Source organism: Penaeicola halotolerans (genome assembly GCF_016464625.1).
Lineage (GTDB): Bacteria > Bacteroidota > Bacteroidia > Cytophagales > Cyclobacteriaceae > Penaeicola > Penaeicola halotolerans.
The window spans coordinates 572280-594918 of the sequence record NZ_JAEAGO010000001.1; the positions used below are offsets into that span (position 1 = coordinate 572280).

Here is a 22639-nt window from a genome sequence, read left to right on the forward strand (position 1 = left end):
ATAATCAACATGAGTGAATTAGATAATAACCAACCTGAAGAAGAGAAAAACGACAGTTTACATGATTCACTGCCAGTGACAGGGATGTATGAAAACTGGTTTTTAGACTATGCCTCGTATGTTATTTTGGAGCGTGCTGTTCCTGCGATAGAGGATGGTCTCAAGCCTGTGCAGCGTAGAATTCTGCATGCGATGAAGGAGATGGATGACGGTCGATACAACAAAGTAGCGAACATCATCGGTCAGTCCATGCAATATCACCCACATGGTGATGCTTCTATCGGTGATGCCATGGTCAATATGGGCCAAAAGGAGCTATTGATTGATACGCAAGGTAACTGGGGTGATATCAGAACGGGAGATGGTGCAGCAGCTTCTCGATACATAGAGGCTAGGCTATCTAAATTTGCGCTCGATGTGGTCTTTAACCCTCAGACTACTAAGTGGCAGCTATCTTATGATGGTAGAAAGAAAGAACCTATCACTCTTCCAGTAAAGTTTCCATTGCTACTGGCGCAAGGGGTTGAAGGTATCGCAGTAGGTTTATCTACTAAAGTACTTCCACATAACTTCTGCGAACTGATCCAAGCGTCTATAGATTTACTCAAAGGAAAGCGAGTCAATATTTTCCCAGACTTCCCTACAGGTGGTCAGGCAGACTTTTCGGAATATAATGAAGGCCTAAGAGGTAGTAGAGTAAAGGTGCGTGCTAAGATCGAAGAAGCAGATAATAAGACGCTTCTGATTAAAGACATCCCATTTGGCACGACTACTACAGGTTTGATAGAGTCTATCATCAAGGCCAATGACAAAGGTAAGATCAAGATCAAAAAGGTAGTAGATAATACTGCTAAGGATGTAGAGATCGCTATTCAGTTAGCACCAGGTACGTCTCCTGATATCACGATAGATGCGCTTTATGCCTTCACAGACTGTGAAGTATCCATATCGCCTAATGCCTGCGTGATCATTGACGATAAGCCTGTTTTCATTGGTGTCAATGATATCCTCAAGTACAATACCCAACAAACTGTTAGTCTACTCACACAGGAGCTTGAGATTAGAAAGGGTGAGCTTTTAGAAAAGTTGCTTTTCTCCTCTTTGGAAAAAATATTTATAGAAAATAGAATCTATAGAGACATAGAAGAGTGTGAAACTTGGGAAGCAGTCTTGCAGACTATAGATCAAGGATTGACACCTTACAAGCCACAGTTCTATCGAGAGATCACCCAAGAGGACATCATCAAGTTGACAGAGATCAAGATCAAGCGTATTTCTAAGTTTGATGCTTTCAAGGCTGATGAACTCATGAAGCGCTTGGAAGATGAGCTGGCAGAAGTCAATCATCACCTAGCGAATATCACAGATTATGCTATTGACTACTACAAAGGCCTGCTCACGAAGTATGGTAAAGGTAGAGAACGTAAGACGGAGATCAAGGCATTTGATACCATTGCAGCGAGTGCTGTGGCTGCTAATAATCAAAAACTTTATATCAATAGAGCGGATGGTTTCATTGGCTATGGTCTGAAAAAGGATGAGTTTGTCACTGACTGTTCGGATATCGATGATGTCATCGTCTTTAGAAGAGATGGTGTTTGCCTGGTCACTAAGATTCAAGAAAAGGTCTTTGTTGGTAAGGACATTCTCTATGCTGGTATCTTCCGAAAAGGAGATGAGCGCATGGTGTACAACCTCATCTACCTAGATGGACAGTCTGGCAAGACTATGGTGAAGCGTTTTCAAATCCTTGGTGTCACAAGGGATAAGGAGTATGACCTGACCAAGGGGACTAAAGGCTCTAAAGTCATGTACCTTACCGCCAATCCAAATGGTGAGGCAGAGATTGTCACAGTATTCTTGACCGCAGGTGCTAAGGCACGTATCAAGGTATTTGATTTTGACTTTGCTACCATAGAGATCAAGGGTCGTGGTGCGGGAGGTAATATCCTAACTAAGTATCCTGTGAGAAAGATCCAACTCAAGATGGAAGGTGCTTCTACACTTGGAGGACTTGATATCTACTACGATGAGTCTATCGGCCGACTAAACACAGACCAAAGAGGTAGACATTTGGGCAACTTCTTAGGCAATGATCAGATCATTGTATTCTACAAGAATGGAGAGTATGAAATCACTTCTTACGAATTGACTAACCGATACGAAGCGGAGCAAATCCAGCTGATAGAGAAGTTTGATCCTGAGGCTGTGGTGTCAGCAGTTTATTTCGATGGGGCTAGTAAAAACTATTATGTAAAACGTTTTCTCATTGAGACTTCTACTGCCAATAAGAAGTTTAACTTCATCAGTGAGGCAAGAAACTCTAAACTCATGGTGGTCTCAACAGATAAGCAGGCGCAGATCGAGGTGTCTGTCATAAAGGGTAAAGAGAAAATCAAAGAAACCAATGAGTATGATGTAGACATGCTGATCGATGTCAAAGGTTGGAAAGCAGTAGGAAACAAGCTATCGATCCATGAAGTGAAATCAGTGAAGCTCATACCATCCAAGAAAGAAACTCCTGCACCAAGTCCTAAAACGGGTGGTGCAGATAGTTCGGATAACGCAGGGTTTGGTGTAGGTCAAACGATTAGTTTAGACCTTAGAAAGCCAGATGGGGAAGATAGCCAACCAGAATTGTTTTAATGGATAGACCAGATAAAGTAGATCCTGCGCTGATCGAATACTTGGCGCAATACGTCACTGATCATAAAAAGCAAAAGATAGAAGAGGTACTGGCTCAGCGTAGCCGGTATCTCACAGTAGTGTTGGAGGATATTTACAAACCACACAATGCCAGTGCCGTGTTGAGGACTTGTGACTGTTTTGGTGTACAAGATATTCATATCATAGAAGGCAAAGAAGGCTATAAAGTCAATCCATATGTGACCAGAGGTGCTGCTCAGTGGTTGACACTGCATCAGTATCCTATGAGCGATCAGTCTAATGTCACTACATGTTTTGATAAGTTACGTGCCTCAGGGTATAAGATTTTAGCGACTTCTCCAGTGGCTGATAGTCAACCTTTAGCAGATATTATCCCTGATCAAAAGATCGCTTTAGTTTTTGGTAATGAGCATGCAGGCGTCAGTGAGGAAGTGATCGCTCAGGCTGATGGACTGGTATACGTGCCGATGAGAGGCTTTACAGAGAGTTTTAATATCTCAGTGACTGCTGCGATTTGCCTTTCTGAGCTACAGCGTAAGCTTGACTTGATGCCAGAGATTGATACTTTTTTAACAGAAGAAGAAAAGCAAGCACTCCGCCAAGAGTGGTATTTTGAGATTGTTAAACATGCACCTACACATTTGAAGGCTTTTTACAAGAATCAATTGAAATCAAAAGATTGAGTAAAGTAGATTCTTTGTCCTTAATATTTCGCATTGCAGCGTGATATTTGCATATTTGCGCTATTCTATAGGTCACCTGTTTGTTTAGGTGATTTTTCATTCAAAGATTAAAACATGTTACAAGAAATCATCAAAATCACATTGCCTGATGGTACTGTGAGAGAGTATCCTAAGGGATCCACTAGCTACGAAATCGCTCTTAGTATCAGCGAGGGTTTAGCGAGAAATGTATTAGCTGCCAAAGTAAATGGAGAAGTATGGGACAGTCTACGTCCTATTCATGGTGATGCTACCGTGCAGTTGCTCACTTGGTCGGACAAGGAAGGTAAAGCTACTTTTTGGCATTCATCTGCTCACTTGATGGCTGAAGCGCTTGAGGCGCTTTATCCAGGAATCAAATTTGGCATCGGTCCATCGATTGATACAGGGTTTTACTATGATGTAGACTTTGGCGATATGGACTTTGATGCTAGCCAGTTGGAAAAGATCGAGCAGAAGATGCTTGAGCTAGCTCGTCAAAAGAATGAGTTTATCAGAACTGAAGTAAGTAAAGCTGAGGCACTTCGCTACTTTACAGAAAAAGGGGATGAGTATAAATTAGACCTGATCAAGGACCTCGCTGATGGGACGATCACTTTTTATCAGCAAGGTAACTTTACAGATTTATGCAGAGGGCCGCATATTCCTAATACAGGCTTTATCAAAGCGGCTAAGATCACTAACGTAGCAGGTGCTTACTGGAGAGGAGATGAGAAAAATAAGCAACTGACAAGACTCTACGGGGTCAGCTTCATGAAGCAAAAAGAGCTGACAGAATACCTAGAGATGATCGAAGAGGCTAAGAAGCGTGACCACAGAAAACTGGGTAAAGAGCTTGAGCTATTTGCGTTCTCTGAGAAAGTTGGGATGGGACTTCCTCTTTGGTTGCCAAAGGGTACCATGCTACGTGAGCGTTTGGAGAGTTTCATGCGTAAGGCACAAGTCAAAGCAGGTTATCAGCCGGTAGTGACGCCACATATTGGTAGCAAGGAACTGTATGTGACTTCTGGCCACTATGAAAAGTATGGTGCAGATTCTTTCCAGCCGATTCGCACACCAAATGAAGGAGAGGAGTTTTTCCTCAAGCCGATGAACTGTCCACACCACTGTGAGATCTATAAGACTAAGCCACGTTCGTACAAGGAGCTTCCTATTCGATTTGCGGAGTTTGGTACAGTATACCGCTATGAGCAAAGTGGAGAGTTGCATGGATTGACTCGTGTGAGAGGTTTTACGCAAGATGATGCACATATTTTCTGTCGTCCAGATCAGGTGAAGGAGGAGTTTACTAAGGTAATTGACCTTGTACTCTATGTTTTTTCTGCTTTGGGATTTGAAGATTACACCGCACAGATTTCACTTAGAGATCCAGAAAACAAAGCTAAATATATTGGTGCTGATGAAGCTTGGGAGAAGGCAGAGACTGCGATCATCGAAGCAGCAGCAGAGAAAGGCTTGCGTACTGTCACTGAGTTGGGTGAAGCGGCTTTCTATGGCCCTAAGCTTGACTTCATGGTTAAAGATGCCCTAGGCAGAAGCTGGCAGTTAGGGACTATTCAGGTCGATTATCAATTGCCTGAGCGCTTCAAACTAGAGTACATAGGCGCAGATAATCAAAAGCATCGTCCAGTGATGATCCACCGAGCGCCTTTTGGCTCATTAGAGCGATTTGTAGCGGTATTGATAGAGCATTGCGCGGGTAATTTTCCACTATGGTTGAGCCCAGAGCAGATAGCAGTATTACCGATCTCAGAGAAGTTTACTGACTATGCTGAGAAGGTCTACAATCAACTGCAAGAAGCAGATATCAGAGGAAATATCGATCACAGAGATGAGAAGATTGGTCGTAAGATCCGAGATGCAGAAGTAAAGAAAATCCCTTTTATGTTGATCGTTGGGGAGAAAGAGATGGAAGAAGGCATGGTTTCTGTGAGGAAACATGGTGAGGGAGACATCGGGTCTTTCAAGGTGGGAGATTTCATTCGTTATTTTGAAGAAATTATCCAAAAATCATTGTCTGCGACAGACACTGAGAAATAAATGTTCGTAGGTTTCTTTTTATTGAAGAGAAATTTTTCGGATATTTGCAGACTAATTGTAAAATCAAAGTTAAACGTAAATCAACTAAGTGAGAGGTAGATTCAAGCCGGTCGAAGAACCATACAAGATTAATAACAGAATTAGGGTAAGAGAGGTAAGGCTAGTAGGAGACAATATTCCCGATGGCAACCTAGTGATAGCCACAGACAAAGCCATCAAAATGGCAGAGGAGCAAGGCTTAGACCTAGTAGAGATCTCTCCTAATGCTAGTCCTCCTGTATGTAAGATAATCGACTACTCCAAGTTTAAGTACGAGCAAAAGAAGAAGCAGAAGGAGATCAAAGCCAATGCTGCTAAGACTGTACTGAAGGAGATTAGATTTGGTCCTAACACAGATGATCACGATTTTGATTTTAAATTGAAGCATGCGATCAATTTCTTGAAGGAAGGTGCAAAAGTGAAAGCTTATGTGCATTTCGTGGGTAGAACAATCGTATTTAAGGAAAGAGGAGAGATGTTGTTGTTGAAATTTGCCCAAGCACTAGAAGACTATGGCAAAGTAGAGCAACTACCAAAAATGGAAGGTAAGCGAATGCATATCTTCGTAGCTCCTAAAGCAGCTAAGAAATAATTCAATTTTAATTAAATAAATAAAATGCCTAAAGTTAAAACCAAATCTGGAGCGAAGAAAAGGTTTAAATTGACAGGTACTGGCAAAATCAAAAGAAAGCATGCTTTCAAAAGCCACATCCTGACCAAGAAAACCACCAAAGCGAAAAGAGCTTTGACGCACATGGGTCTTGTAGACAAGACTGACGAAGGAAGAGTAAAAGATATGTTACGTATCTGATCAGTTCCCCTTCTAAAAAAGGTTTATTTAAATGTTTCACCAGATGCTTGGCTTTAAGAGCAAATGAGCCGCCAAGAATCAAAAAATCAACACTATGCCTAGATCGGTAAATGCAGTTGCTTCAAGAGCAAGAAGAAAGAAAATCCTCAAAGCTACGAGAGGTTACTTCGGAAGAGGTAAAAACGTATGGACAGTAGCCAAAAACAAGTATGAAAAAGGTCTTCAGTACGCTTATAGAGATAGAAAAGCGAAGAAGAGAGATTTCAGAAAAATCTGGATCCAAAGAATCAACGCGGGTGTAAGGCAGTTTGGTTTGTCTTATTCTCAGTTCATGGGTTCTTTGAAGAAGTCCAACATCGAATTGAACAGAAAGGTATTGGCTGACTTAGCGATGAATCACCCTGAAGCTTTCAAGGCGATCGTAGACAAAGTAAAGTAAGTCGATCTTATCGATATTTTGAGAATCCCAGTCTTTTGACTGGGATTTTTTTATGCACTATATTTTTTAATCTTTTGATTTGAGCTTCTCAAACTGATTGTGAATCAATAAAATAAATAATCCGAATAGAAGAGAGGAGAATATCAAAACGGTGTTTACCAAGCCACTTGCTGAAAATGAAAGTCTCAGTAATATGGTAGAGATGATAAAGCCTGAGTTTCTGATGACCTTATGGAAACTGTCTGTATAAAAAATGACATCAAGAGTAAAAGCACATCTACGATGATCAGGATATTGAAGAACTCCTCAATGAAGATGTTATTGACTTCTACTTCTCCAGAGGATAAGAGTTTCATATCTGAGGACCAACTGAGTGTTCCTATCCAGTCAGTCAGAGAATAAGCTGCCATGAATACTAGTCCTGGAACTAGCAAAATGGCTAGTAACTTTTTTAGTGTGATGAAAAAATTAAAATTTACTTCTTGCTCAACTGTAAGCTGCGATTGAGGGATATTTTTCTTAAATAAGTAAATGATATAAAACAGTAAAAAAGACAGAATGATGTCATAGGTAAACTGGAGATCACCTTTGATATCTAGCCAGTTAATTGAGAGTTCTAAGTTTGCAAAGTCTTTGAAAGTCTTCTGATGACTATCAGCGTGATGATTTCGTATTGTTTTCTCACATAGGTAGTGACTGACTGAGGGATATAAAATACCAAGAGGTAAACCTCATAGATCAAAATGAAAGAAAATGGGGTGTAAATAGCTGCTATCGGATTTTGAAAAAACTCCTGTTCAACCTCCTCACTAAAGTGTATAAAGTCATGATTCACCAAATAGATCAAGGCCAGATGTCCTAAGAAGCCTATGATAGCGAAAACTAGGAATATGCGCTCAATATGCTCTTTGGTATGAGCGGAAAGTAGTTTATTGAAAATGCGCTGTATAAGTAAGCTACTTTTCATTAGCGAGTATTTTTGGCTCATTTACAGAGGTTTAGTATCGCTAAAGTCTTTGTAAGCTTATATTGTTTGAAGTAAACGCTGATATCTGACTTGGGAAGTGTTGTTAATGAATACTTTAAAAAAGGCGCACCTGATGAAGATGCGCCTTTCGTATTGATATGACTTTAGGTTAATAACTCTGTGAGGATAAGAATGCAGCCCCTATAAACATAAAAAGCAGAATATAAAGACCTATTCCTATAGCCAGCCAGATGAGACTAGCTTTAGCCCATGTTTCTTTGCTAGGGTGTGCATTTCCTCCAAAGGCCCATACAAACAACATGACGAGATTGACTAAAGGGACAAAAGTGATCAGCATCGTGACTACCCAGTCACCTACTGTCATTTGATTGTGTTGATTTGTGGTTATTGTGTTTTCCATAAGTTTGTTTGTTTTGTTACATAATTATAAAAGAAAATTTTTGAAATCAAAAGTATAATGGTTTGAAATGCTTGATAATCATACTGATGTGAAAATAATCATCTAGCTAGATCCAGCGGTTTAGATCGCTTCGTATATAAGGCGTTAACCTAAAATCATTTATATCATGTCTTATAACAATCTAAAAAACAGCCTTCGTTTAGCAGGATTATTAGTGCTCTCAGGAGTGATTTTTTCATGCAACGATGATGACACACCAGCACCCGTAGAGATGCCTGGGATGGCACCTGAAGTGGTGATCACTACCCTCACAGAAGACAATCGAATACTTTGGTACAATGCAGATCAATTAAACAATCCAACTTCCTCAGTAGAAGTAAGTGGCTTAGCTAGTGGTGAAAGCCTTCTAAGTATTGATTATCGCCCAGCTACGGGACAGCTTTATGCACTTGGGTCCTCCAGCAGAGTATATATCATCAATGAGACTTCAGGAGCAGCTACTGCACTTGGTCAGTCATCATTTAGCCCTGCTCTAGCTAGTGAAGTAGCTTCATTGGATTTTAATCCTACAGTAGACCGTATCAGAGTCGTAACTGGCAATGGACAAAATCTGAGATTGCATCCAGAACTAGGTACTGTAGTAGCTATTGACGGCTCAATCAATGGTGGGATGTCGCCTAGCATAAGAGCGGTAGCTTATACAAATAGCGTGGCTGGAGCTAGCAGTACGCAGCTCTATGATATAGACTTTAATGCTGATAAAATTTACTTACAAAATCCACCAAATGATGGAGGTTTACAAGAAGTGGGAGACCTTGGAGTTGATTTTGAAGGAGTTGGAGCATTTGACATCCAATCGGATAATGAAGTTGCCTTGGCAGTAGTGAGAAATGATGTTGATAGCAGACTATACACAATCAATTTAGAATCTGGAGCAGCTGAGTGGGTTGGTACTTTTGGTCAGCCAGTGATTAGCTTAGCGATCAAAACTGAACCTGTAGCCTACGCTAGTACAGCTGACAATCAGTTGCAACGTTTTAATCCTACTACAGCCTCTATGAACCCAATAGCATTTGCAGGTTTGATGGAAGGCGAGACGATTATAGGTCTAGATTTCAGACCTGTCAATGGTCAATTGTATGCTTTGTCTAGTATGAGCCAGTTATATACTGTCAACACAGCTAATGGACAATTGACTGCCGTTGGAGATGGATTAACTCCACAGTTAGAAGGGGAGGCATTTGGCTTTGATTTTAACCCTACAGTAGATAGAATCAGGCTGGTCAGCAATACTGGACAAAACCTAAGATTGCATCCAGACCTTGGTACAGTAGTCGCTACCGATGGAGATCTCAACCCTGGAACACCAAGTGTCACGGCAGCAGCATATACCAATAGTTTTGCAGGCACAACGAGTACAGTGCTCTATGTCATTGATTCAGAAAACGACATGCTTTATAGACAAGACCCACCAAATGATGGGGTACTTGTACCCATAGGCGCACTAGGAATCGATGTCACTTCAGCCAATGGCTTTGACATAGGGGGGCTTTCAAATGAAGGCTATGGATTATTGACAGTGGGTAATACAACAAGTGTTTATCGCATCAATCTAAGTACTGGCGCTGCCACCAAGGTAGCAGATTTCCAATTTGCTGCACAAGCAATGGCGCTTGGATTAGGCTTTTAAGCGAACCGTTTGTGGTTAGACGTGGAGCTTCTCTCTTCGGAGGGGGCTCCTTCGTTTTGTTGAATATACCTACTTATGGGTATTGTAGAGGCATTTTAGGAGTATTAGCTTGCTGTAGTCCAAACGTACGCTTATGAAGATCTACTACATTGATCGCAGACCTGACAAAGAAGGTGTATATCGAATTCATATTCAAGGCTGTCCTGATATTCCACTGGATAGACTTTTCCTTGGGAGATTTGAGGAAACAGCTGCTGCTATATCAGCTGCTAAAGCTAATCGATCTCAAATAAAATGTTGTGAGACTTGTCATACATAGCTTCTCATAAATTGTTGTAGTATTTGATGAGGGTATTTAGCTGCTTGAAGTCTAGTTTACCTTCCGATTCTTTGAGATGTCGGATGATAGCAAGTGATTTATTGAGTCTGCTTTGTGAGTTTTTGACTGATGTGACGATATAGATGAGACTCCTTTGCTTACCCATCGTCAATTGTTTGAATATCTTATAAGCCTCTCCCTCTTGATCGAATAAGACTTGTAGCTCTTCTGGGACTTCATGCCCATATTCTGAGTGATCTTTTTCTAGTAGAACATTGACTTTATCACCTTCGTAAATATTTAGTTTCGTCCTTATCTCCTTATTGACAAGAACATACCAATAGTCTGTAGACTTCATCAAGGCAGTTTGATAGTGAGTTTGTTCATTGAGTCGGCAGATGACACGCTTATTATCTCCTATGATCAAACTCAGGGCTATTTCTTCTGGAATGGGCAAGTGATATTGCCATAGATTGGAGTCAAATTTCTCAAGTATACTTTCGAAAATATGCATCATGACATTTGAAAAATATAAAAAATAAGACTGCCAGTGATGAGCTTGGCAGTCTTATGACATTGATACTTTGATAGCATTGGATTACTGATCAGCTTCTGTCTCTTCGACTTTCTTTTTCAGCTCCTCAACTTCCTTCTTATTCTTTTCCACGATTTCTTTCATTTTCTTCACTTTCTCTTCTGCCTGCTTGATTTTTTCAGATTTAGCAGCTTCTTCTGCGGCTGTGATTTCTCCTTTTTCTTTTTGTTGCTTTACTTTTTCTTTTGCAGCCTGAATTTTCTCCTCATTAGCTTTCACTTGATCTTCTTGAGCTTTTATTTTAGCTTCTGCCATGGCTCTTTTTTCAGTAGCCATTGCTTTGGCTTCTGCCGCTCTAGCTTGACCAAATTCCTTACCTGACATCTCACCTTTGTTTTTACCATAAGCATTGCCTTTAGCTTTTACACTATCTGCAGTTGCCTCAGATAGACTGTCCAAGCTTTGATTTGCTTTTTCTTTCGCTTCATTTTTCTTTGTCTGAGCAGCTTCCTTTTGCTCATTAGCTTTTTCTTTTCCTTTGGTCTGTAAGCTATCAGCAGTTTTTTCTACTTCATCAGTAGCTTTTTTGCCTTTAGCTTGAGCTTTTTCCATTTTCTCTTTTTGAGGGCCTTTACCTTGACCTTGTGCATAAGCACCAAATGCTGTGATGCTTAAAGAGAGGGCTAATACGATGATTTTTTTCATGGTTACAGTATTTAAATGTCGTTTAATAATGAGTCAATATCACTTTGAGTTTGCGACATTTCTGCTTCAGATGACTCGATGGATTGCTCTAGCTGTTCAGTAGATTGCTCGATGACTTCTATTTGTTCGGGAGTAGCTTCCGCTGACTCTTCTGCTTTTTTCTCACCAGTACAAGCAAACATTAACGCAATGACTGGTAGTAGGAGGGCTTTCTTTTTCATTTGTTGAGTTGTTTTGTTAGATTAAGTTGTTGCTATTGAAAGAATAAAATTAAAATAAAAAAGTGTGAGTCACAAAGACTTTAGAATTAAGGATGGATCATTATAAAATATGTGATTAAATATTTTGTGAAACCTGTAATTAAGATATCTTTTCAATAACTATTCCTCCAAAATAAGCTTCATCTGCGTGGCATGCTATGCCATCTATGTAGCATGTATGACTGTTATAAAGCTCACCTGATTCCTGATACTTAGCTAAGAATCCCCCGTGATAGTCGAGATTGCTAAACTTTAGGAACTTTCCATTTTGATCGGTAGCTTTGGTAGCACAGGTTGAGCAGACATAGTTAGGATAGCGGTTATTTGGCTTGACCGCTGTACGGCAAATGGAGCATGATTGATGAGACATATTTTGATGGTAAGTTTAGTCATTATACCTTTTTTCAGGCATTTATTCAAGATTTTCAAGCTTTATTAGCTTATTCAAATCTCACTTCATGGTATGTTCAAAAGCCTGATTTTTCCTACTTTAGGAGTGTTAAGATAAACTAAAGAAACCCATTATGATATTCGGAAAAGTTGATGATCCTGATAATGTTAACTTCAATTTGCCACCAGATCATCTACAGACCAAAGAGGTTTTGAGTCGATATCCATCTGATCAAAATTTGGAAGTGTATGTAGGGTGCGCTAAGTGGAATAAGAAAGATTTAAAGGGATTTTATCCAAAGGGCGTAAAAGATGAGTTAGCCTATTATGCTACTCAATTTAATTCGATCGAGATGAACTCCACTTTTTACAATATGCCTGGTGCTGCACAAGTAGATGTCTGGGCTAATAAAACGCCAGAACACTTTAAGTTTTTTCCAAAGATTACCAATTCTATAAGTCACTTTAGTCGTTTGAAAGATGTGGATCAGGCCGTTGAAATGTACTGTGATGCGATCAGTCATTTTGAAGATAAACTAGGATCTGTCTTTCTTCAACTTCATGATAAATTTTCACCAAATGAATGGCCTAAACTGGAGTATTTTATCAAATCTTTTCCAAAGGGTATTCCACTTGCCGTAGAAGTGAGACATGAAGATTGGTTTAGCAAAGCAGAAATAGCTGATGCGCTGTCTGAAGCACTCATAGCTGCCAATCAAGCAAATATCATCGTAGATACTGCGGGTAGGAGAGATATGCTACACATGCGCCTGACAAATGATGTGGCATTTATCCGCTATGTAGGTGCTAATCACGCTAAAGACTATGATAGACTCGATGAGTGGATAGAGCGTATCAAAGTCTGGAGATCTCAGGGTTTGCAAAAGCTTTATTTCTTTGTACATCAAAATGTAGAGCTCGAATCCCCACTTTTATCAGCACATTTCATTAAGGGATTAAATAAAGCACTTGCGCTAGATATACCTGTGCCTAAGATGGGAAGTGTAGGGTCTCTATTCGATTGATATGATGATTGCGTTTTTTACTTCCTGATTTTATTGGCATTCAATTACTGTACTCTCCCCCAATTGAGATCACCAGTATATTGATGAGATATTTTGCCCTCTTTATCCATAGCGAAGAGAAATATCCATTGATTGTCGCAAAGTGCTTTTACATTTTGATGCTTCTCTAGGATATTATTCATAGCATCTATAGGTGCTTCTATGACTACATTGAGTCTTAGTGGTTCGTGTTGATATTTGATGCCATCATGCACTGACTGCATCGGTAAGCCTATCCTAAGATCACCAGAGAATCCTTCTAAGACTCCCAGACCACCAGTTACATTATGTAGCGTCTTATTGCCAGCACCATATACTTTGTTATCCACTGTAGAGGCGTAATACTGCAAATTAATCCAACTAGTTACCACCATCGGTGCAGTCATGATCAATTCTAATACGCTATAATTAGTGTCTAACTGAGATTCATAAGAGTGAAGAAAGGATTGTCCACCTAAATCCAGATGTTTGGTTCTTTTGCGTGAAGCTACGATGAAATTAGAACATCCAGCCAGTCCCCACTCAGGTCTCACTTGTGACCAATCTCGGCTTCTCATGAATATGTTTTCTGAGACAGGTCCATTTATAGACATTCTGACTGCACGTTCTGTTCTTGTAGCTTCTCCAGCCTTTTGCAGGGAAATTTTGAGTGATTCTAATTCAGTGATTTTTTCATTTGGTACTGCGTACTCATTGAAGATACTGACGATATCCGTAGTAGTATCATGTAGACAAGCTAGAAAAGTAGTAGTTTTTGGAATATCTATTCCTAAGTCTTTCAATCTTGTTCTGACTTCTGCTTCATTCAAAATAGCAGCAGCTACTTTGGCGTTAGGTTCGCCAGAATGACCTCCGCAAGCACCACAATCAAGCCCTGATGCATGTGGATTATTTACAGAAGTAGCACCATGCCCTACGATGAGCACAAAATCTGCAAAATCAGCTGTGAGGGACATGGCTTTCAGGGCGTTATAGGCCATTTGTACTTGCTGATCAATAGACAAGCCCATTTGCTCATGCTGCGTTATTTGGACAGATTTCTCTGCAATTTTCGACTTGCTCATACTCATTTTGTATGGATGAGGAACTGGTCTAGAGAAACCAAAAGAATCAGAAATCAATTTTGGCAGATAGGTGATACCAAGTGGGCTTACAAAGCTAAAACATGTTACTGCTCCTGATTTGAAAGATTTCCAAATCTGCTTGAAACTGCTTCGGAGTACACGTTTTTCTACGATGGTACGATCTACTTCTTCTGAGATGGTCTCCTTTATTTTTGGTCCTGACTTGATCAGTACTGGGCATTGATCGATTCCTTGTGTATGTGCTAAGGGAGTAAAAGAAATAGGGAAAGCAAAAAAACCAGCAAAACCTAAAGTGTCTATTTGATTATCGACTAGTTCTAAATTTCTTCTGTAAACCTCAGACCTGACATCTATACAGAATATAGCTTGTGCTTTGGGTGTGTAAGTCTCTCCTGATACTTGATCGCTTGATTTATTTATTTTGGATATCAGGGATTTCTGTGCTGCTATATCAAAAGCTTCTTGAAGGATCAGCAGATCTGCTAATGTCTCATTTGTTAGCGAGCTATCTTCTAACCTCTTCTTTGCGTCTAGCCATGAGACAAATAGTTTGGCACTTTCTTGACATTGGTAGACTGTGGCTTCCCAGCTGACAAGTATGGCCAAAAATTGTAACGTCTTATCAGATTCTTGCCCATTTAGTCGAGCTTCCCAATCAAGTCGTGCTGCGTGCGCTGCCCAACCACCCATTTTGAGCAAAAGGCTATGGAGATAGCTATCAAGACCCTCTTGAGGAACAAATAAGATGTCTAGTGCTAATTGAGTAGCTTTAATATAATCTTTTGGGAATGACTTTATTGTTTTTCGAAATTCCTTCAAACCTGCGATTTCAGGAGTCAGATCATTTTCTGCTTCCAATCGCCAAGCTTCATAGAGATCGAGATTTGTATCTGCTGCAGACCATTGTGCTTGACCATTATCAAAGTAGGAGGATGCCCAAGCAGATATTCTAGCGATCATTAACCTGTTGTAGTCCTTATTATCCACTCGTGATGCTACATCTAGCATGGTGAGAGTAGTATCAGGTAAAAGAGGCCTTTGTTGACTTTTTACTCTGTTAATAAAGTCTGTTTCCCGCTCGTTGACTAGTGTATGCTTACTGATGGCTTGTTTGATATCCTCTTTTGTGATGATACCTTCGGCTATTTTTTCAAGATAAAAGGAGATAGGCAAAGTCATATTGATACCACCAAGCTGTGATAGCTGCTGGGCAGCAGCACCAAATGACTGATCAGCTATTCCTTGATAGGGATTGACCGCTACAAAGTGTTCTAATGGCCAAACAGGGGCTATTTTTTTACATGCAAGCTCTAGTGTTTCCTTCAATGTCTCAGTATCTATTTTCTTTCTATACAATAGCATCTCTTCTTTCATCAGATTCATTAAGCTTTAGTTGATTTACTATTGTTTAAATCAAGAGCACCGATGAGTTTGTCAAAGAGTGCATTGGCATAAAAACCGTTTCTAAAGTGTATCGCAAAAGCTTTATACTTTGGATTTGATTTTAGTGTAGGTGCTATCATTTGGATGATCACAGCGATTATGGAAAAGAAAAGAATGAATCCAAACAAATAGAGCTTTGCCTGACTTGGTGTCGTCAAAAATGGAATTTGACTTGCTATGATATGATGCATGGCTGATTCTAAAGAGAAAAAGGCTAAGCTGACAACTGACGCAAGGATGATTGCTTGCAGTATCAGCTTTGGATTCCATGCTGTAGAGATAGCATCAGTGAGTATTCGTGTTAGTCCAAGACTGATCACTGCTCCGACTAGCAATAATGATAATTCTTTGTCAAACTCTATTCCCCAGAGTAAAGCAAATCCAGTGTACATAAGTATGGCTAAGCATAAGCCTAATAAGACTTTCCATAATTTAACTTTTTTAGGAAGCTTGCCCACTCTTGCGATTTTAACACGATCTATGACACTGCCAGTGGATAAGAAAGCATGTGCTTTATAGAAAGAATGCGCAACTAAGTGGAGCATGCCAGCAGCATATACACCCAAACCACCTAGCATTAAACTAAAACCCATGTGGCCTACACTGGAGTAGCCCAGTGCTGTTTTGACGGAAGTTTGTGTCATGTAAGCGATGGAAGCAAAAATAGCTGTGAATCCTCCTAAAAATATCAAGAACAGAGGAGCTACTGTGCTGACATCAAGCACGTATGCCATCCGAATGATAAGAAATGGTCCAGCATTGAGCAGACCAGCGTGGAGTAAAGCTGAAACTGGTGTAGGCGTCTCCATGACTTCTACCAGCCAGCCATGCGTAGGAAATTGAGCTGATTTAAGTACTGCTGCTAAAGCTAGAAAGAGTGCCGCAACTTCGATTTGCCAAGAAATCATAAATGCTCCTGATTGGATCGACTCAAATATCAGTTGAAAGTCTCCACTGCCAAATGCCTTGTAAAGTAATAGTATAGCGATTAAGAGACAGGCATCACCTAATCTAGCCAAGATAAATTTCTTTTTGGCAGCATTTTGAGCGGTAATTCGCTCTGGATAAAAGATCAAAAGTCTGTGCAGTGTCACACTAGCCATCACCCAAGCCAAGAAAAGTAAACCTAAATTACCAGCAGTCACTAATAGGAATACAGTAGCAAATGTAGCTGCAAGACGACCAATAAAAGCTCCATGCTTGGCATCTCCATCTAGGTAATTGATGCTAAACTTGATGATAAAAAAGCTTAGAATGGCAATCATATTCATCATCAAGACGCTTAGTGCATCGAACCGGATGCTTAAACCAAGCTCATTGATACCCAATGTTTCTGAGGTGAAATAACCGTATTGATAAACCCCAAAGGCGCAGATCAAAGCAGCAAGCATACTGATGATAGAGGCTATCTGAGCAAAAAAGATGGTTTTTAGTGGCTTGATACCTGGCTCAAACCATGAGTAAAGGGCTACTAACAAAAAACTAATTGGTGCTGACAAACCAATAAAAACTAAAACATCTTCTGACATGCTATTGGGTTTAATGAAACTGAGATAGTGAGTCCAAAACGTTATATTTTTCTCTCCACAAAATTGCCTCAAAAGATTGATAAGTTTTTATTTATATTAGCTATCTGAATCATAAACTATTTTTATGAATTACACTATTCATCAATTAAAGATCTTCTTGAAAGTCGTACAAACGAGAAGTATCACCAAGGCATCGGAAGAGCTTTTCATGACACAGCCTGCTGTGTCTATACAATTGAAAAATCTTCAAGATCAGTTTGATATCCCATTGACAGAGATCGTAGGCAGGCAGCTTCACATCACGGAGTTTGGAGAGGAGGTAGCCATCATCGCTGAGCGTGTGATCCAAGAATTGGAAAATATCAACTACAAGACCCAAGCTTTTCAGGGGATTTTGACAGGGAAACTCAAAATCTCAGCGGCCTCTACGGGTAAGTATGTGATTCCATACTTTTTGAGTGGGTTCTTAGAAAAGCACACCGGTGTAGACCTTGTGCTAGATGTGACTAATAAAGGGAAAGTCATCGAAAGTCTAAGAAACAATGAGATTGACTTTGCGCTCGTGTCAGTGCTTCCTGAGAAGCTCGCTGTAGAAGAAGAGATCTTAGTAGAAAACAAGCTTTACCTGATGGGCAACGAACCTGATCGGGAAGAGGGCAAGCCACTCATCTATAGAGAAGAGGGATCTGCTACTCGTGTCGTCATGGAAAAGTACTTTATCTCTCAAGAAGGGCAGCATCGCAAGCAAATAGAACTTACTTCCAATGAAGCAGTCAAACAAGCGGTGATCGCAGGGATGGGTCACTCGATCATGCCACTGATCGGTATGAAAAATGAACTCATTAGTCAAGAAATATACATTTATCCTGTAGAAGGTTTGCCGATCAAGACAGACTGGCGCTTGGTATGGCTTAAAGGGAAAAAGCTCTCTCCAGTCAGTCAAGCCTTCCTAAAGCATGTCCAATCAGCCAAAGTGGATATCATCGAGAAATACTTTAGTTGGTACTTGAGGTATTAGATAAATGCTGGCAGACATGTGCTTATGAGAAAATTATTTCTATATTTATTCATATTATTAAAGTGGTACTGTTTAAAATTAAGGTAATTATGAATAGAATAAAGCTTATAAATATAATCTCTGCCATTTTGATGGTCATGATTTTAGTCATCGTATTTATGCTTAAAAACTTTGTATGGGTGATTCCAGTATTTGCAATAGGTCTTGTCTTACAAGTGATGCTTTACCTAGAGCATAAGAAAAATGGAGCACATCAAGCTTACCTAAAAGAAAAAGGCCTAGTAGTCTTATGCTCTATTGGCTTGATTGTTTTCTTGTTCATCAAGCATACTTGGATTGATGGGTAAATCACTCGACTATTCATTTAAATAAAGAAGCCTTCCAGAAAGCATTTAACTTTTAGTAAGGCTTTTATCATTTAAAGAGATTGACCTTTGAATGATAGTGCTTTAAGAATTACTTCCCGATGCAAAATATTTGAAACGCTTTTAACATACTGAAATTCAGCGTGTTGCTAAAAGTGTAGAAACGCATTAGCAACAAAAAACGCTTAGGAATGTCAAACTAAGCGATAATAAAGGAAAAATCGAGAGGTACGGACATAAAAAAACCGCTCCACAAAGGAAGCGGTTTTCAAGGAAAACACCAATCGCTTTACGCAACTGTTACAGAGCCTAAATAAACGCTGTTAGCGACTTTAGTTCCGTCTTCTGATACAAACCCTAAGAAGACTTCAACATCTTCTCCTGAGTACTCAGAAGGCACTGGAATGGTCGCTGATCCGGCAGACCTTGCTGGTCCCGCAGTGGTGAACACTGCTTCCCCTCGGGTAGTGTTCAAAAGAGCAATCAGAGCCTTGTCTGTTGCTTGAGCACTTCCGCTTCCTGAATTGTCTGTCCAGGTTGCTTCTACGTTTCCAGCACTTGGAGAAGTAGCTGCACCGTTGGCCGAACCTGTCAAGTTACCACGAGTAACCAATGCACTTGCATAGTCAATCATGAAGTTTGGATAAGCTCCGGTAACTGCATTGTTCAGGTTGTAAGACATGGCCGCATTGAATTGGGTCATACGGTTTGCATACAACTTGAAACCTACTCTCAGGAAGTCTGTCATTGGTTGCAAGAACCTTAAGACAGTTGAGAATTTCGAACGCTGGTCAACTTGACCTTCTGTTCTTGGGTTCGCTACACTGGAAGGTTTGATGCGCAGGTAATCGATGCCCTTCCAAGTTCCACCGATTACATTCCCTACTTGGCCTGATACGCCACCGAGAATACCTTGATTAATTTTTCCCATCTCTTTACGATTTTTAAGGAGTTAAACATTTGCTTGGACTTGACACGGACTTACCATGGATTTGCCCTTCGCCAACTAAATTACTTCAAGAATTAGGCGGTAGTTCTCTTTTGGGTGCTGTTGCGGTAGAGTGCTTTATTTTGCTTTTGTTGCCCTGTTTTTTTGGCAGGGCAGGAAGTTACCCTGCACCTGTTTCTTTCATCATGTTATAAAATATGGCTTGTCTGGCAGTATCAATCATCTTTAGTGTGACCTTGATTTTTTGCTCGTTGGTATCGAGTAATTGAAGGGCTTGAATTGCCTTTTGAAATGCCTGGGCTTTGCAGCTTGCTTTGGTGGAGCTTTCCCGGATCAGCTTTCGGATTTCATCAATAGTCACAAATGGAATCACGGAGCCTTTCAGGAGATAATGAAATGATTTTGACCTCCATAATCCAAAGCAAAGCCAAAAGAGAAATTCCCTGTCCTCTTGGTTGTCGGTGAGGCAAACAAAGCAATTCGGGCAAGCGTTGTTGAGCGGTTTCCCGCTATTCAATCCTTTATTCAGGATAAAGAAGTGCGGCTGTTGGTAGCTGCTTTCCAGTCGGTGTGTTTTGATACGAAACGATTTCATACAGTGAGCCATTAAAGTTTTGCTCGCTGCGCTTCGCATAGATTTTTTCAAAAGAGAAAAGAAAAAAGGGAAAAAAAGAAAAGAGAAAGCTGACTTTTAGGAGGGTGAGGCTCGGCTGTCAAGGTTTTTGGAAAAAATACTACCCGAAGGGTGGAGATTTTTTTCAAAACCCGTAGGGCTTGACCTTGACTGTCCGAAAGTGCGGTTGGCATGTGCGAGCCCGCCTATCTTTGCTTTTCTCTTTTTAAAATTTTCCCTTAACGAGTAAAAAAAAGAGCCCCCTTAAAAGGAAGCTCTGAAAGGCACAACTCGAACCAAAAAACACGAAGCGTATAATCTGTGATACCACAACGCTGAATGCCTGCATGGAACGGATGGCCTGAGGTGCGAACGCCCGCCAACAACCACCGGCTGCCGAAACGGACTCTGAATAATAACTTAAACATAATGCCCTGTCAATACAGGACGGTGCGATTGCAGCAAGGGCTGTGGGAAAAAAATACTACCCGTAGGGTGGAGATTTTTTTACCAAACAGGCGAAGCGAACCCTTGCAGCTCTCGCATCCGCACGCCTGTAACTTTGCTTTATGTTTGAGTTATTTATTGACCAGAATTAAGGTCGAATTGAAGGATTAGAAAATTGGAATCTGTTGCTATGAAGATGCTATTGCAAGCATGAAACACATAAATCCTATGAAAGCTACTATCAGAATTTTAACCCACAAAGGACTGTCGGTATCTGTCTTGTAAACACCTTCTTCATCCCTGGGAAATATCAGATAATAAAAATCTTCAAATAGATCTTTCATGGTCAACGAATTTACTGAATTGTGCGGTGGGAAAAAAGCGGGAAACGCAGGTAAACCAAGGCGAAGCCATTTCTGCGAGCCGCCTGCGAGCGGAGCAAGGGTGGTGGCTGCAAAAGCCCGAAGAATGAGGGCGGCAGACGCCTACCGTTTACGGCAGGGCTGGCGTGTTTTTTTGCATCAGGGTCGGCAAAGGCAAGGGTAGCGACTGAACGGAACGAAACGATTGTTTGAAAGGAATGGAGCAATAACTGCCTGCAATAGCATTGGTAGGGTTTGTATTTTTTGATTGTAGTACAAACCCATTGGAGAAGGATTGCAGGCAGATTGCGGAATGACGGTGCGTTGGCTCGTGTAGTGAAGTGAAAGAGCTACTCTTGTGAGCGGTGCTGAAAGTGGCTGAGTTGAAGGAATGAGGAACGAATGACTGAAACGAAGCGACTGAAAGCACATTGGGGAAAGCAAAAAACATGACAGCCCGATCAGCCCGCAGCGACCCGCAGGCGAGCAAAAACAATAAGCAGCGGCAGACCCCCAATAAAAAATATTGTGAGTGTAGCGAACACCTTAGAAGGGGTTTGGGGGGATGAAATAGCTGCGAGTGAGGAAGGAGAGAGTGTGTGAAGCAAAACAAGTGAACGGCAGTGAGTGAGCACCCACTGGAGCGCAAACGAACTGGTAAGTGAACGGTATATGCAAGGGTGACCACCGATAAAAATCGGCATAAACTCAGGGAGTGCATTTTACCCTTGCAGATATGTTTTTGCGGAACAAAACGGAACGACTGACGAACACCGCTTTACCTGCGTTGGGGGGTGCGTTGGGAAAAGCAAGTGTGGCACGGTATGGAATGCAGCGTAGCGGAATGGAATAACGGGCTACTCTTGCTGTGCGGTGCTGGAAGTGGGTGAATGAAGAGAGTGAGGCACGAACGAGCGAAATGAACCTACTGGAAGCATTTGGGTGTGGGATGCATTAGTGAATGAGTGATTAATTTAGTCTTTTAATATGGATATTTTAATCTCCTATTCTTCTAAAAGATTAATAATTTCTGAAAGGTTAACCCTTGACTTAGATTCGATTCTTAGGATATTGTCACAATCGTCTAAGTCAAAATTAACTTTATAATGCGGAAATCTTTTGGTCAACGAACGAATGATTTTTAGTGCGAGTTTTTCTGAATCTACGTTGGTTTTGAAGACTTCTACAAAATTGATAACCGGGCTGTTGGATAAATATTTAAAAGTCAATTGTTTAATGGATTTGTCTTATAAAATATTATTGAGAACATTATTTTTCTTCTTGACATTGAATATGGGTACTATTCTTCTTAAATACATAAATACCACATTGCTCTATCAAAAAAGCAATGTGGATATAGGAAAAACCTACAGATTAGTTTTTCTGAACCATCGGCAAATACCTTTGTCGATTCTCTACAATCACCCAAACCAAAATTGCAAACAGGATAACAGGGAAAATAATATTATCGCCCAGTGTAAAGTGTTGAGCAAGTATCCCGACCATGATGGGTGTAATAAATACTGCTCCAAATGGACGAAAACGAGGAATAATAAATAGAAGTCCTCCTATGATTTCTGTGATGCCAAGAAGAGGCATAAGCCATGTGATTTCTTCCATTGCTCTAATCATTCGCATGGTATCTTCTGGCATATTATCAGGAACTGGGATGTAATTAAGGAGTTTGTTAAGACCTGCATTGATAAAGACAATACCCATTAACAGGCATACCACGAATTGAATTTTATTTTTCATTTTG

The 22639-nt window shown here is 40.5% G+C and carries 23 protein-coding genes; 11 read left to right on the forward strand and 12 right to left on the reverse strand.

Features of this window, described 5'->3' with window-relative positions; all coding sequences use genetic code 11:
* Nucleotides 1–9: 9 nt before the first annotated feature.
* The 6 genes from I5349_RS02545 (at nt 10) to rplT (ending at nt 6718) form a co-directional block, all read left to right on the forward strand.
* Nucleotides 10–2646, forward strand: a complete 2637-nt coding sequence (locus I5349_RS02545; protein ID WP_226389158.1) for a DNA gyrase/topoisomerase IV subunit A — start codon at nt 10–12, stop codon at nt 2644–2646.
* A complete protein-coding gene (locus I5349_RS02550) occupies nt 2646–3350 on the forward strand; it encodes a TrmH family RNA methyltransferase (protein WP_226389159.1) in 705 nt (234 codons plus the stop codon). Before I5349_RS02545 ends, I5349_RS02550 begins: the two co-directional genes overlap by 1 nt.
* 114 nt (nt 3351–3464) lie before the next feature.
* Entirely contained in the window at nt 3465–5429 is a 1965-nt protein-coding gene (gene thrS, locus I5349_RS02555) for a threonine--tRNA ligase (RefSeq protein ID WP_226389160.1), read from the forward strand.
* Between the two features lie 88 nt (nt 5430–5517).
* Nucleotides 5518–6060 (forward strand): translation initiation factor IF-3, encoded by a 543-nt coding sequence (gene infC / locus I5349_RS02560; RefSeq protein ID WP_226389161.1) that lies wholly within the window; start codon nt 5518–5520, stop codon nt 6058–6060.
* A 24-nt stretch (nt 6061–6084) separates the two neighbouring features.
* Nucleotides 6085–6279, forward strand: a complete 195-nt coding sequence (rpmI, locus tag I5349_RS02565; RefSeq protein ID WP_226389162.1) for a 50S ribosomal protein L35 — start codon at nt 6085–6087, stop codon at nt 6277–6279.
* Nucleotides 6280–6373: 94 nt separating this feature from the next.
* Nucleotides 6374–6718: a 50S ribosomal protein L20 gene (gene rplT, locus I5349_RS02570; protein ID WP_226389163.1), complete on the forward strand. Its 345-nt coding sequence runs from the start codon at nt 6374–6376 to the stop codon at nt 6716–6718.
* Between the two features lie 185 nt (nt 6719–6903).
* Here rplT and I5349_RS02575 read toward each other — a convergent pair whose 3' ends face one another.
* The 3 genes from I5349_RS02575 to I5349_RS02585 form a co-directional block, all read right to left on the reverse strand.
* Nucleotides 6904–7128, reverse strand: a complete 225-nt coding sequence (locus I5349_RS02575) for a hypothetical protein (protein ID WP_226389164.1) — start codon at nt 7126–7128, stop codon at nt 6904–6906.
* A 206-nt stretch (nt 7129–7334) separates the two neighbouring features.
* Nucleotides 7335–7685 carry a hypothetical protein gene (locus I5349_RS02580; RefSeq protein WP_226389165.1) on the reverse strand — a complete coding sequence of 117 codons (351 nt, stop codon included), beginning with the start codon at nt 7683–7685 and terminating at the stop codon, nt 7335–7337.
* A gap of 169 nt (nt 7686–7854) precedes the next feature.
* On the reverse strand, nt 7855–8106 hold the full coding sequence (locus I5349_RS02585) for a hypothetical protein (RefSeq protein ID WP_226389166.1): 252 nt from the start codon (nt 8104–8106) through the stop codon (nt 7855–7857).
* 166 nt (nt 8107–8272) lie between these two features.
* Here I5349_RS02585 and I5349_RS02590 point away from each other — a divergent pair, with 166 nt between their 5' ends.
* Both I5349_RS02590 and I5349_RS02595 read left to right on the forward strand, forming a co-directional pair.
* Nucleotides 8273–9796: a DUF4394 domain-containing protein gene (locus I5349_RS02590; protein ID WP_226389167.1), complete on the forward strand. Its 1524-nt coding sequence runs from the start codon at nt 8273–8275 to the stop codon at nt 9794–9796.
* A gap of 133 nt (nt 9797–9929) precedes the next feature.
* Nucleotides 9930–10115, forward strand: coding sequence for a hypothetical protein (locus I5349_RS02595; RefSeq protein ID WP_226389168.1), 186 nt, complete (start codon nt 9930–9932; stop codon nt 10113–10115).
* A gap of 4 nt (nt 10116–10119) precedes the next feature.
* Here the strand turns inward: I5349_RS02595 and I5349_RS02600 are convergent, their stop codons facing one another.
* The 4 genes from I5349_RS02600 to I5349_RS02615 all read right to left on the reverse strand — a co-directional run bounded on the left by I5349_RS02600 (nt 10120) and on the right by I5349_RS02615 (nt 11985).
* The gene (locus I5349_RS02600) at nt 10120–10632 is read right to left on the reverse strand and encodes a YdeI/OmpD-associated family protein (RefSeq protein WP_226389169.1); all 513 of its coding nucleotides are present in this window, start codon (nt 10630–10632) and stop codon (nt 10120–10122) included.
* Nucleotides 10633–10713: 81 nt separating this feature from the next.
* Nucleotides 10714–11355, reverse strand: a complete 642-nt coding sequence (locus tag I5349_RS02605; protein ID WP_226389170.1) for a hypothetical protein — start codon at nt 11353–11355, stop codon at nt 10714–10716.
* An 11-nt stretch (nt 11356–11366) separates the two neighbouring features.
* Entirely contained in the window at nt 11367–11576 is a 210-nt protein-coding gene (locus I5349_RS02610; RefSeq protein ID WP_226389171.1) for a hypothetical protein, read from the reverse strand.
* A gap of 139 nt (nt 11577–11715) precedes the next feature.
* Nucleotides 11716–11985: a hypothetical protein gene (locus tag I5349_RS02615; protein WP_226389172.1), complete on the reverse strand. Its 270-nt coding sequence runs from the start codon at nt 11983–11985 to the stop codon at nt 11716–11718.
* 154 nt (nt 11986–12139) lie between these two features.
* Here I5349_RS02615 and I5349_RS02620 point away from each other — a divergent pair, with 154 nt between their 5' ends.
* Nucleotides 12140–13030: a DUF72 domain-containing protein gene (locus I5349_RS02620; RefSeq protein WP_226389173.1), complete on the forward strand. Its 891-nt coding sequence runs from the start codon at nt 12140–12142 to the stop codon at nt 13028–13030.
* 44 nt (nt 13031–13074) lie between these two features.
* Here I5349_RS02620 and I5349_RS02625 read toward each other — a convergent pair whose 3' ends face one another.
* Nucleotides 13075–15537, reverse strand: coding sequence for a YbcC family protein (locus tag I5349_RS02625; protein ID WP_226389174.1), 2463 nt, complete (start codon nt 15535–15537; stop codon nt 13075–13077).
* The gene (locus I5349_RS02630; protein WP_226389175.1) at nt 15537–17126 is read right to left on the reverse strand and encodes a proton-conducting transporter transmembrane domain-containing protein; all 1590 of its coding nucleotides are present in this window, start codon (nt 17124–17126) and stop codon (nt 15537–15539) included. The genes I5349_RS02625 and I5349_RS02630 overlap by 1 nt, the downstream gene beginning before the upstream one ends.
* 124 nt (nt 17127–17250) lie before the next feature.
* On the opposite strand from I5349_RS02630, the gene I5349_RS02635 reads away from it, so the two are divergent.
* Both I5349_RS02635 and I5349_RS02640 read left to right on the forward strand, forming a co-directional pair.
* Nucleotides 17251–18144, forward strand: coding sequence for a LysR family transcriptional regulator (locus tag I5349_RS02635; RefSeq protein ID WP_226389176.1), 894 nt, complete (start codon nt 17251–17253; stop codon nt 18142–18144).
* Between the two features lie 89 nt (nt 18145–18233).
* Nucleotides 18234–18491, forward strand: a complete 258-nt coding sequence (locus I5349_RS02640) for a hypothetical protein (protein WP_226389177.1) — start codon at nt 18234–18236, stop codon at nt 18489–18491.
* Nucleotides 18492–18798: 307 nt separating this feature from the next.
* Here I5349_RS02640 and I5349_RS02645 read toward each other — a convergent pair whose 3' ends face one another.
* From I5349_RS02645 to I5349_RS02655, 3 genes are all read right to left on the reverse strand, one after another.
* Nucleotides 18799–19440 (reverse strand): DUF6266 family protein, encoded by a 642-nt coding sequence (locus I5349_RS02645; protein ID WP_226389178.1) that lies wholly within the window; start codon nt 19438–19440, stop codon nt 18799–18801.
* A gap of 178 nt (nt 19441–19618) precedes the next feature.
* Nucleotides 19619–20053, reverse strand: a complete 435-nt coding sequence (locus I5349_RS02650) for a DUF6943 family protein (RefSeq protein WP_226389179.1) — start codon at nt 20051–20053, stop codon at nt 19619–19621.
* Nucleotides 20054–22254: 2201 nt separating this feature from the next.
* The gene (locus I5349_RS02655; protein ID WP_226389180.1) at nt 22255–22635 is read right to left on the reverse strand and encodes a DoxX family protein; all 381 of its coding nucleotides are present in this window, start codon (nt 22633–22635) and stop codon (nt 22255–22257) included.
* Between the last annotated feature and the right edge of the window lie 4 nt (nt 22636–22639).

What these genes read in the sequence shown, in the direction of transcription:
- I5349_RS02655 (WP_226389180.1), bottom strand. Translation starts at nt 22,635, where the DNA reads ATGAAAAATAAAATTCAATTCGTGGTATGCCTGTTAATGGGTATTGTC.
- I5349_RS02645 (WP_226389178.1), bottom strand. Translation starts at nt 19,440, where the DNA reads ATGGGAAAAATTAATCAAGGTATTCTCGGTGGCGTATCAGGCCAAGTA.
- I5349_RS02610 (WP_226389171.1), bottom strand. Translation starts at nt 11,576, where the DNA reads ATGAAAAAGAAAGCCCTCCTACTACCAGTCATTGCGTTAATGTTTGCT.
- I5349_RS02550 (WP_226389159.1), top strand. Translation starts at nt 2,646, where the DNA reads ATGGATAGACCAGATAAAGTAGATCCTGCGCTGATCGAATACTTGGCG.
- I5349_RS02630 (WP_226389175.1), bottom strand. Translation starts at nt 17,126, where the DNA reads ATGTCAGAAGATGTTTTAGTTTTTATTGGTTTGTCAGCACCAATTAGT.
- I5349_RS02575 (WP_226389164.1), bottom strand. Translation starts at nt 7,128, where the DNA reads ATGGCAGCTTATTCTCTGACTGACTGGATAGGAACACTCAGTTGGTCC.
- I5349_RS02625 (WP_226389174.1), bottom strand. Translation starts at nt 15,537, where the DNA reads ATGAATCTGATGAAAGAAGAGATGCTATTGTATAGAAAGAAAATAGAT.
- I5349_RS02640 (WP_226389177.1), top strand. Translation starts at nt 18,234, where the DNA reads ATGAATAGAATAAAGCTTATAAATATAATCTCTGCCATTTTGATGGTC.
- I5349_RS02620 (WP_226389173.1), top strand. Translation starts at nt 12,140, where the DNA reads ATGATATTCGGAAAAGTTGATGATCCTGATAATGTTAACTTCAATTTG.
- I5349_RS02605 (WP_226389170.1), bottom strand. Translation starts at nt 11,355, where the DNA reads ATGAAAAAAATCATCGTATTAGCCCTCTCTTTAAGCATCACAGCATTT.
- rpmI (WP_226389162.1), top strand. Translation starts at nt 6,085, where the DNA reads ATGCCTAAAGTTAAAACCAAATCTGGAGCGAAGAAAAGGTTTAAATTG.
- I5349_RS02590 (WP_226389167.1), top strand. Translation starts at nt 8,273, where the DNA reads ATGTCTTATAACAATCTAAAAAACAGCCTTCGTTTAGCAGGATTATTA.
- rplT (WP_226389163.1), top strand. Translation starts at nt 6,374, where the DNA reads ATGCCTAGATCGGTAAATGCAGTTGCTTCAAGAGCAAGAAGAAAGAAA.
- I5349_RS02595 (WP_226389168.1), top strand. Translation starts at nt 9,930, where the DNA reads ATGAAGATCTACTACATTGATCGCAGACCTGACAAAGAAGGTGTATAT.
- I5349_RS02600 (WP_226389169.1), bottom strand. Translation starts at nt 10,632, where the DNA reads ATGATGCATATTTTCGAAAGTATACTTGAGAAATTTGACTCCAATCTA.
- I5349_RS02585 (WP_226389166.1), bottom strand. Translation starts at nt 8,106, where the DNA reads ATGGAAAACACAATAACCACAAATCAACACAATCAAATGACAGTAGGT.
- I5349_RS02635 (WP_226389176.1), top strand. Translation starts at nt 17,251, where the DNA reads ATGAATTACACTATTCATCAATTAAAGATCTTCTTGAAAGTCGTACAA.
- thrS (WP_226389160.1), top strand. Translation starts at nt 3,465, where the DNA reads ATGTTACAAGAAATCATCAAAATCACATTGCCTGATGGTACTGTGAGA.
- I5349_RS02615 (WP_226389172.1), bottom strand. Translation starts at nt 11,985, where the DNA reads ATGTCTCATCAATCATGCTCCATTTGCCGTACAGCGGTCAAGCCAAAT.
- I5349_RS02580 (WP_226389165.1), bottom strand. Translation starts at nt 7,685, where the DNA reads ATGAAAAGTAGCTTACTTATACAGCGCATTTTCAATAAACTACTTTCC.
- I5349_RS02545 (WP_226389158.1), top strand. Translation starts at nt 10, where the DNA reads ATGAGTGAATTAGATAATAACCAACCTGAAGAAGAGAAAAACGACAGT.
- I5349_RS02650 (WP_226389179.1), bottom strand. Translation starts at nt 20,053, where the DNA reads ATGAAATCGTTTCGTATCAAAACACACCGACTGGAAAGCAGCTACCAA.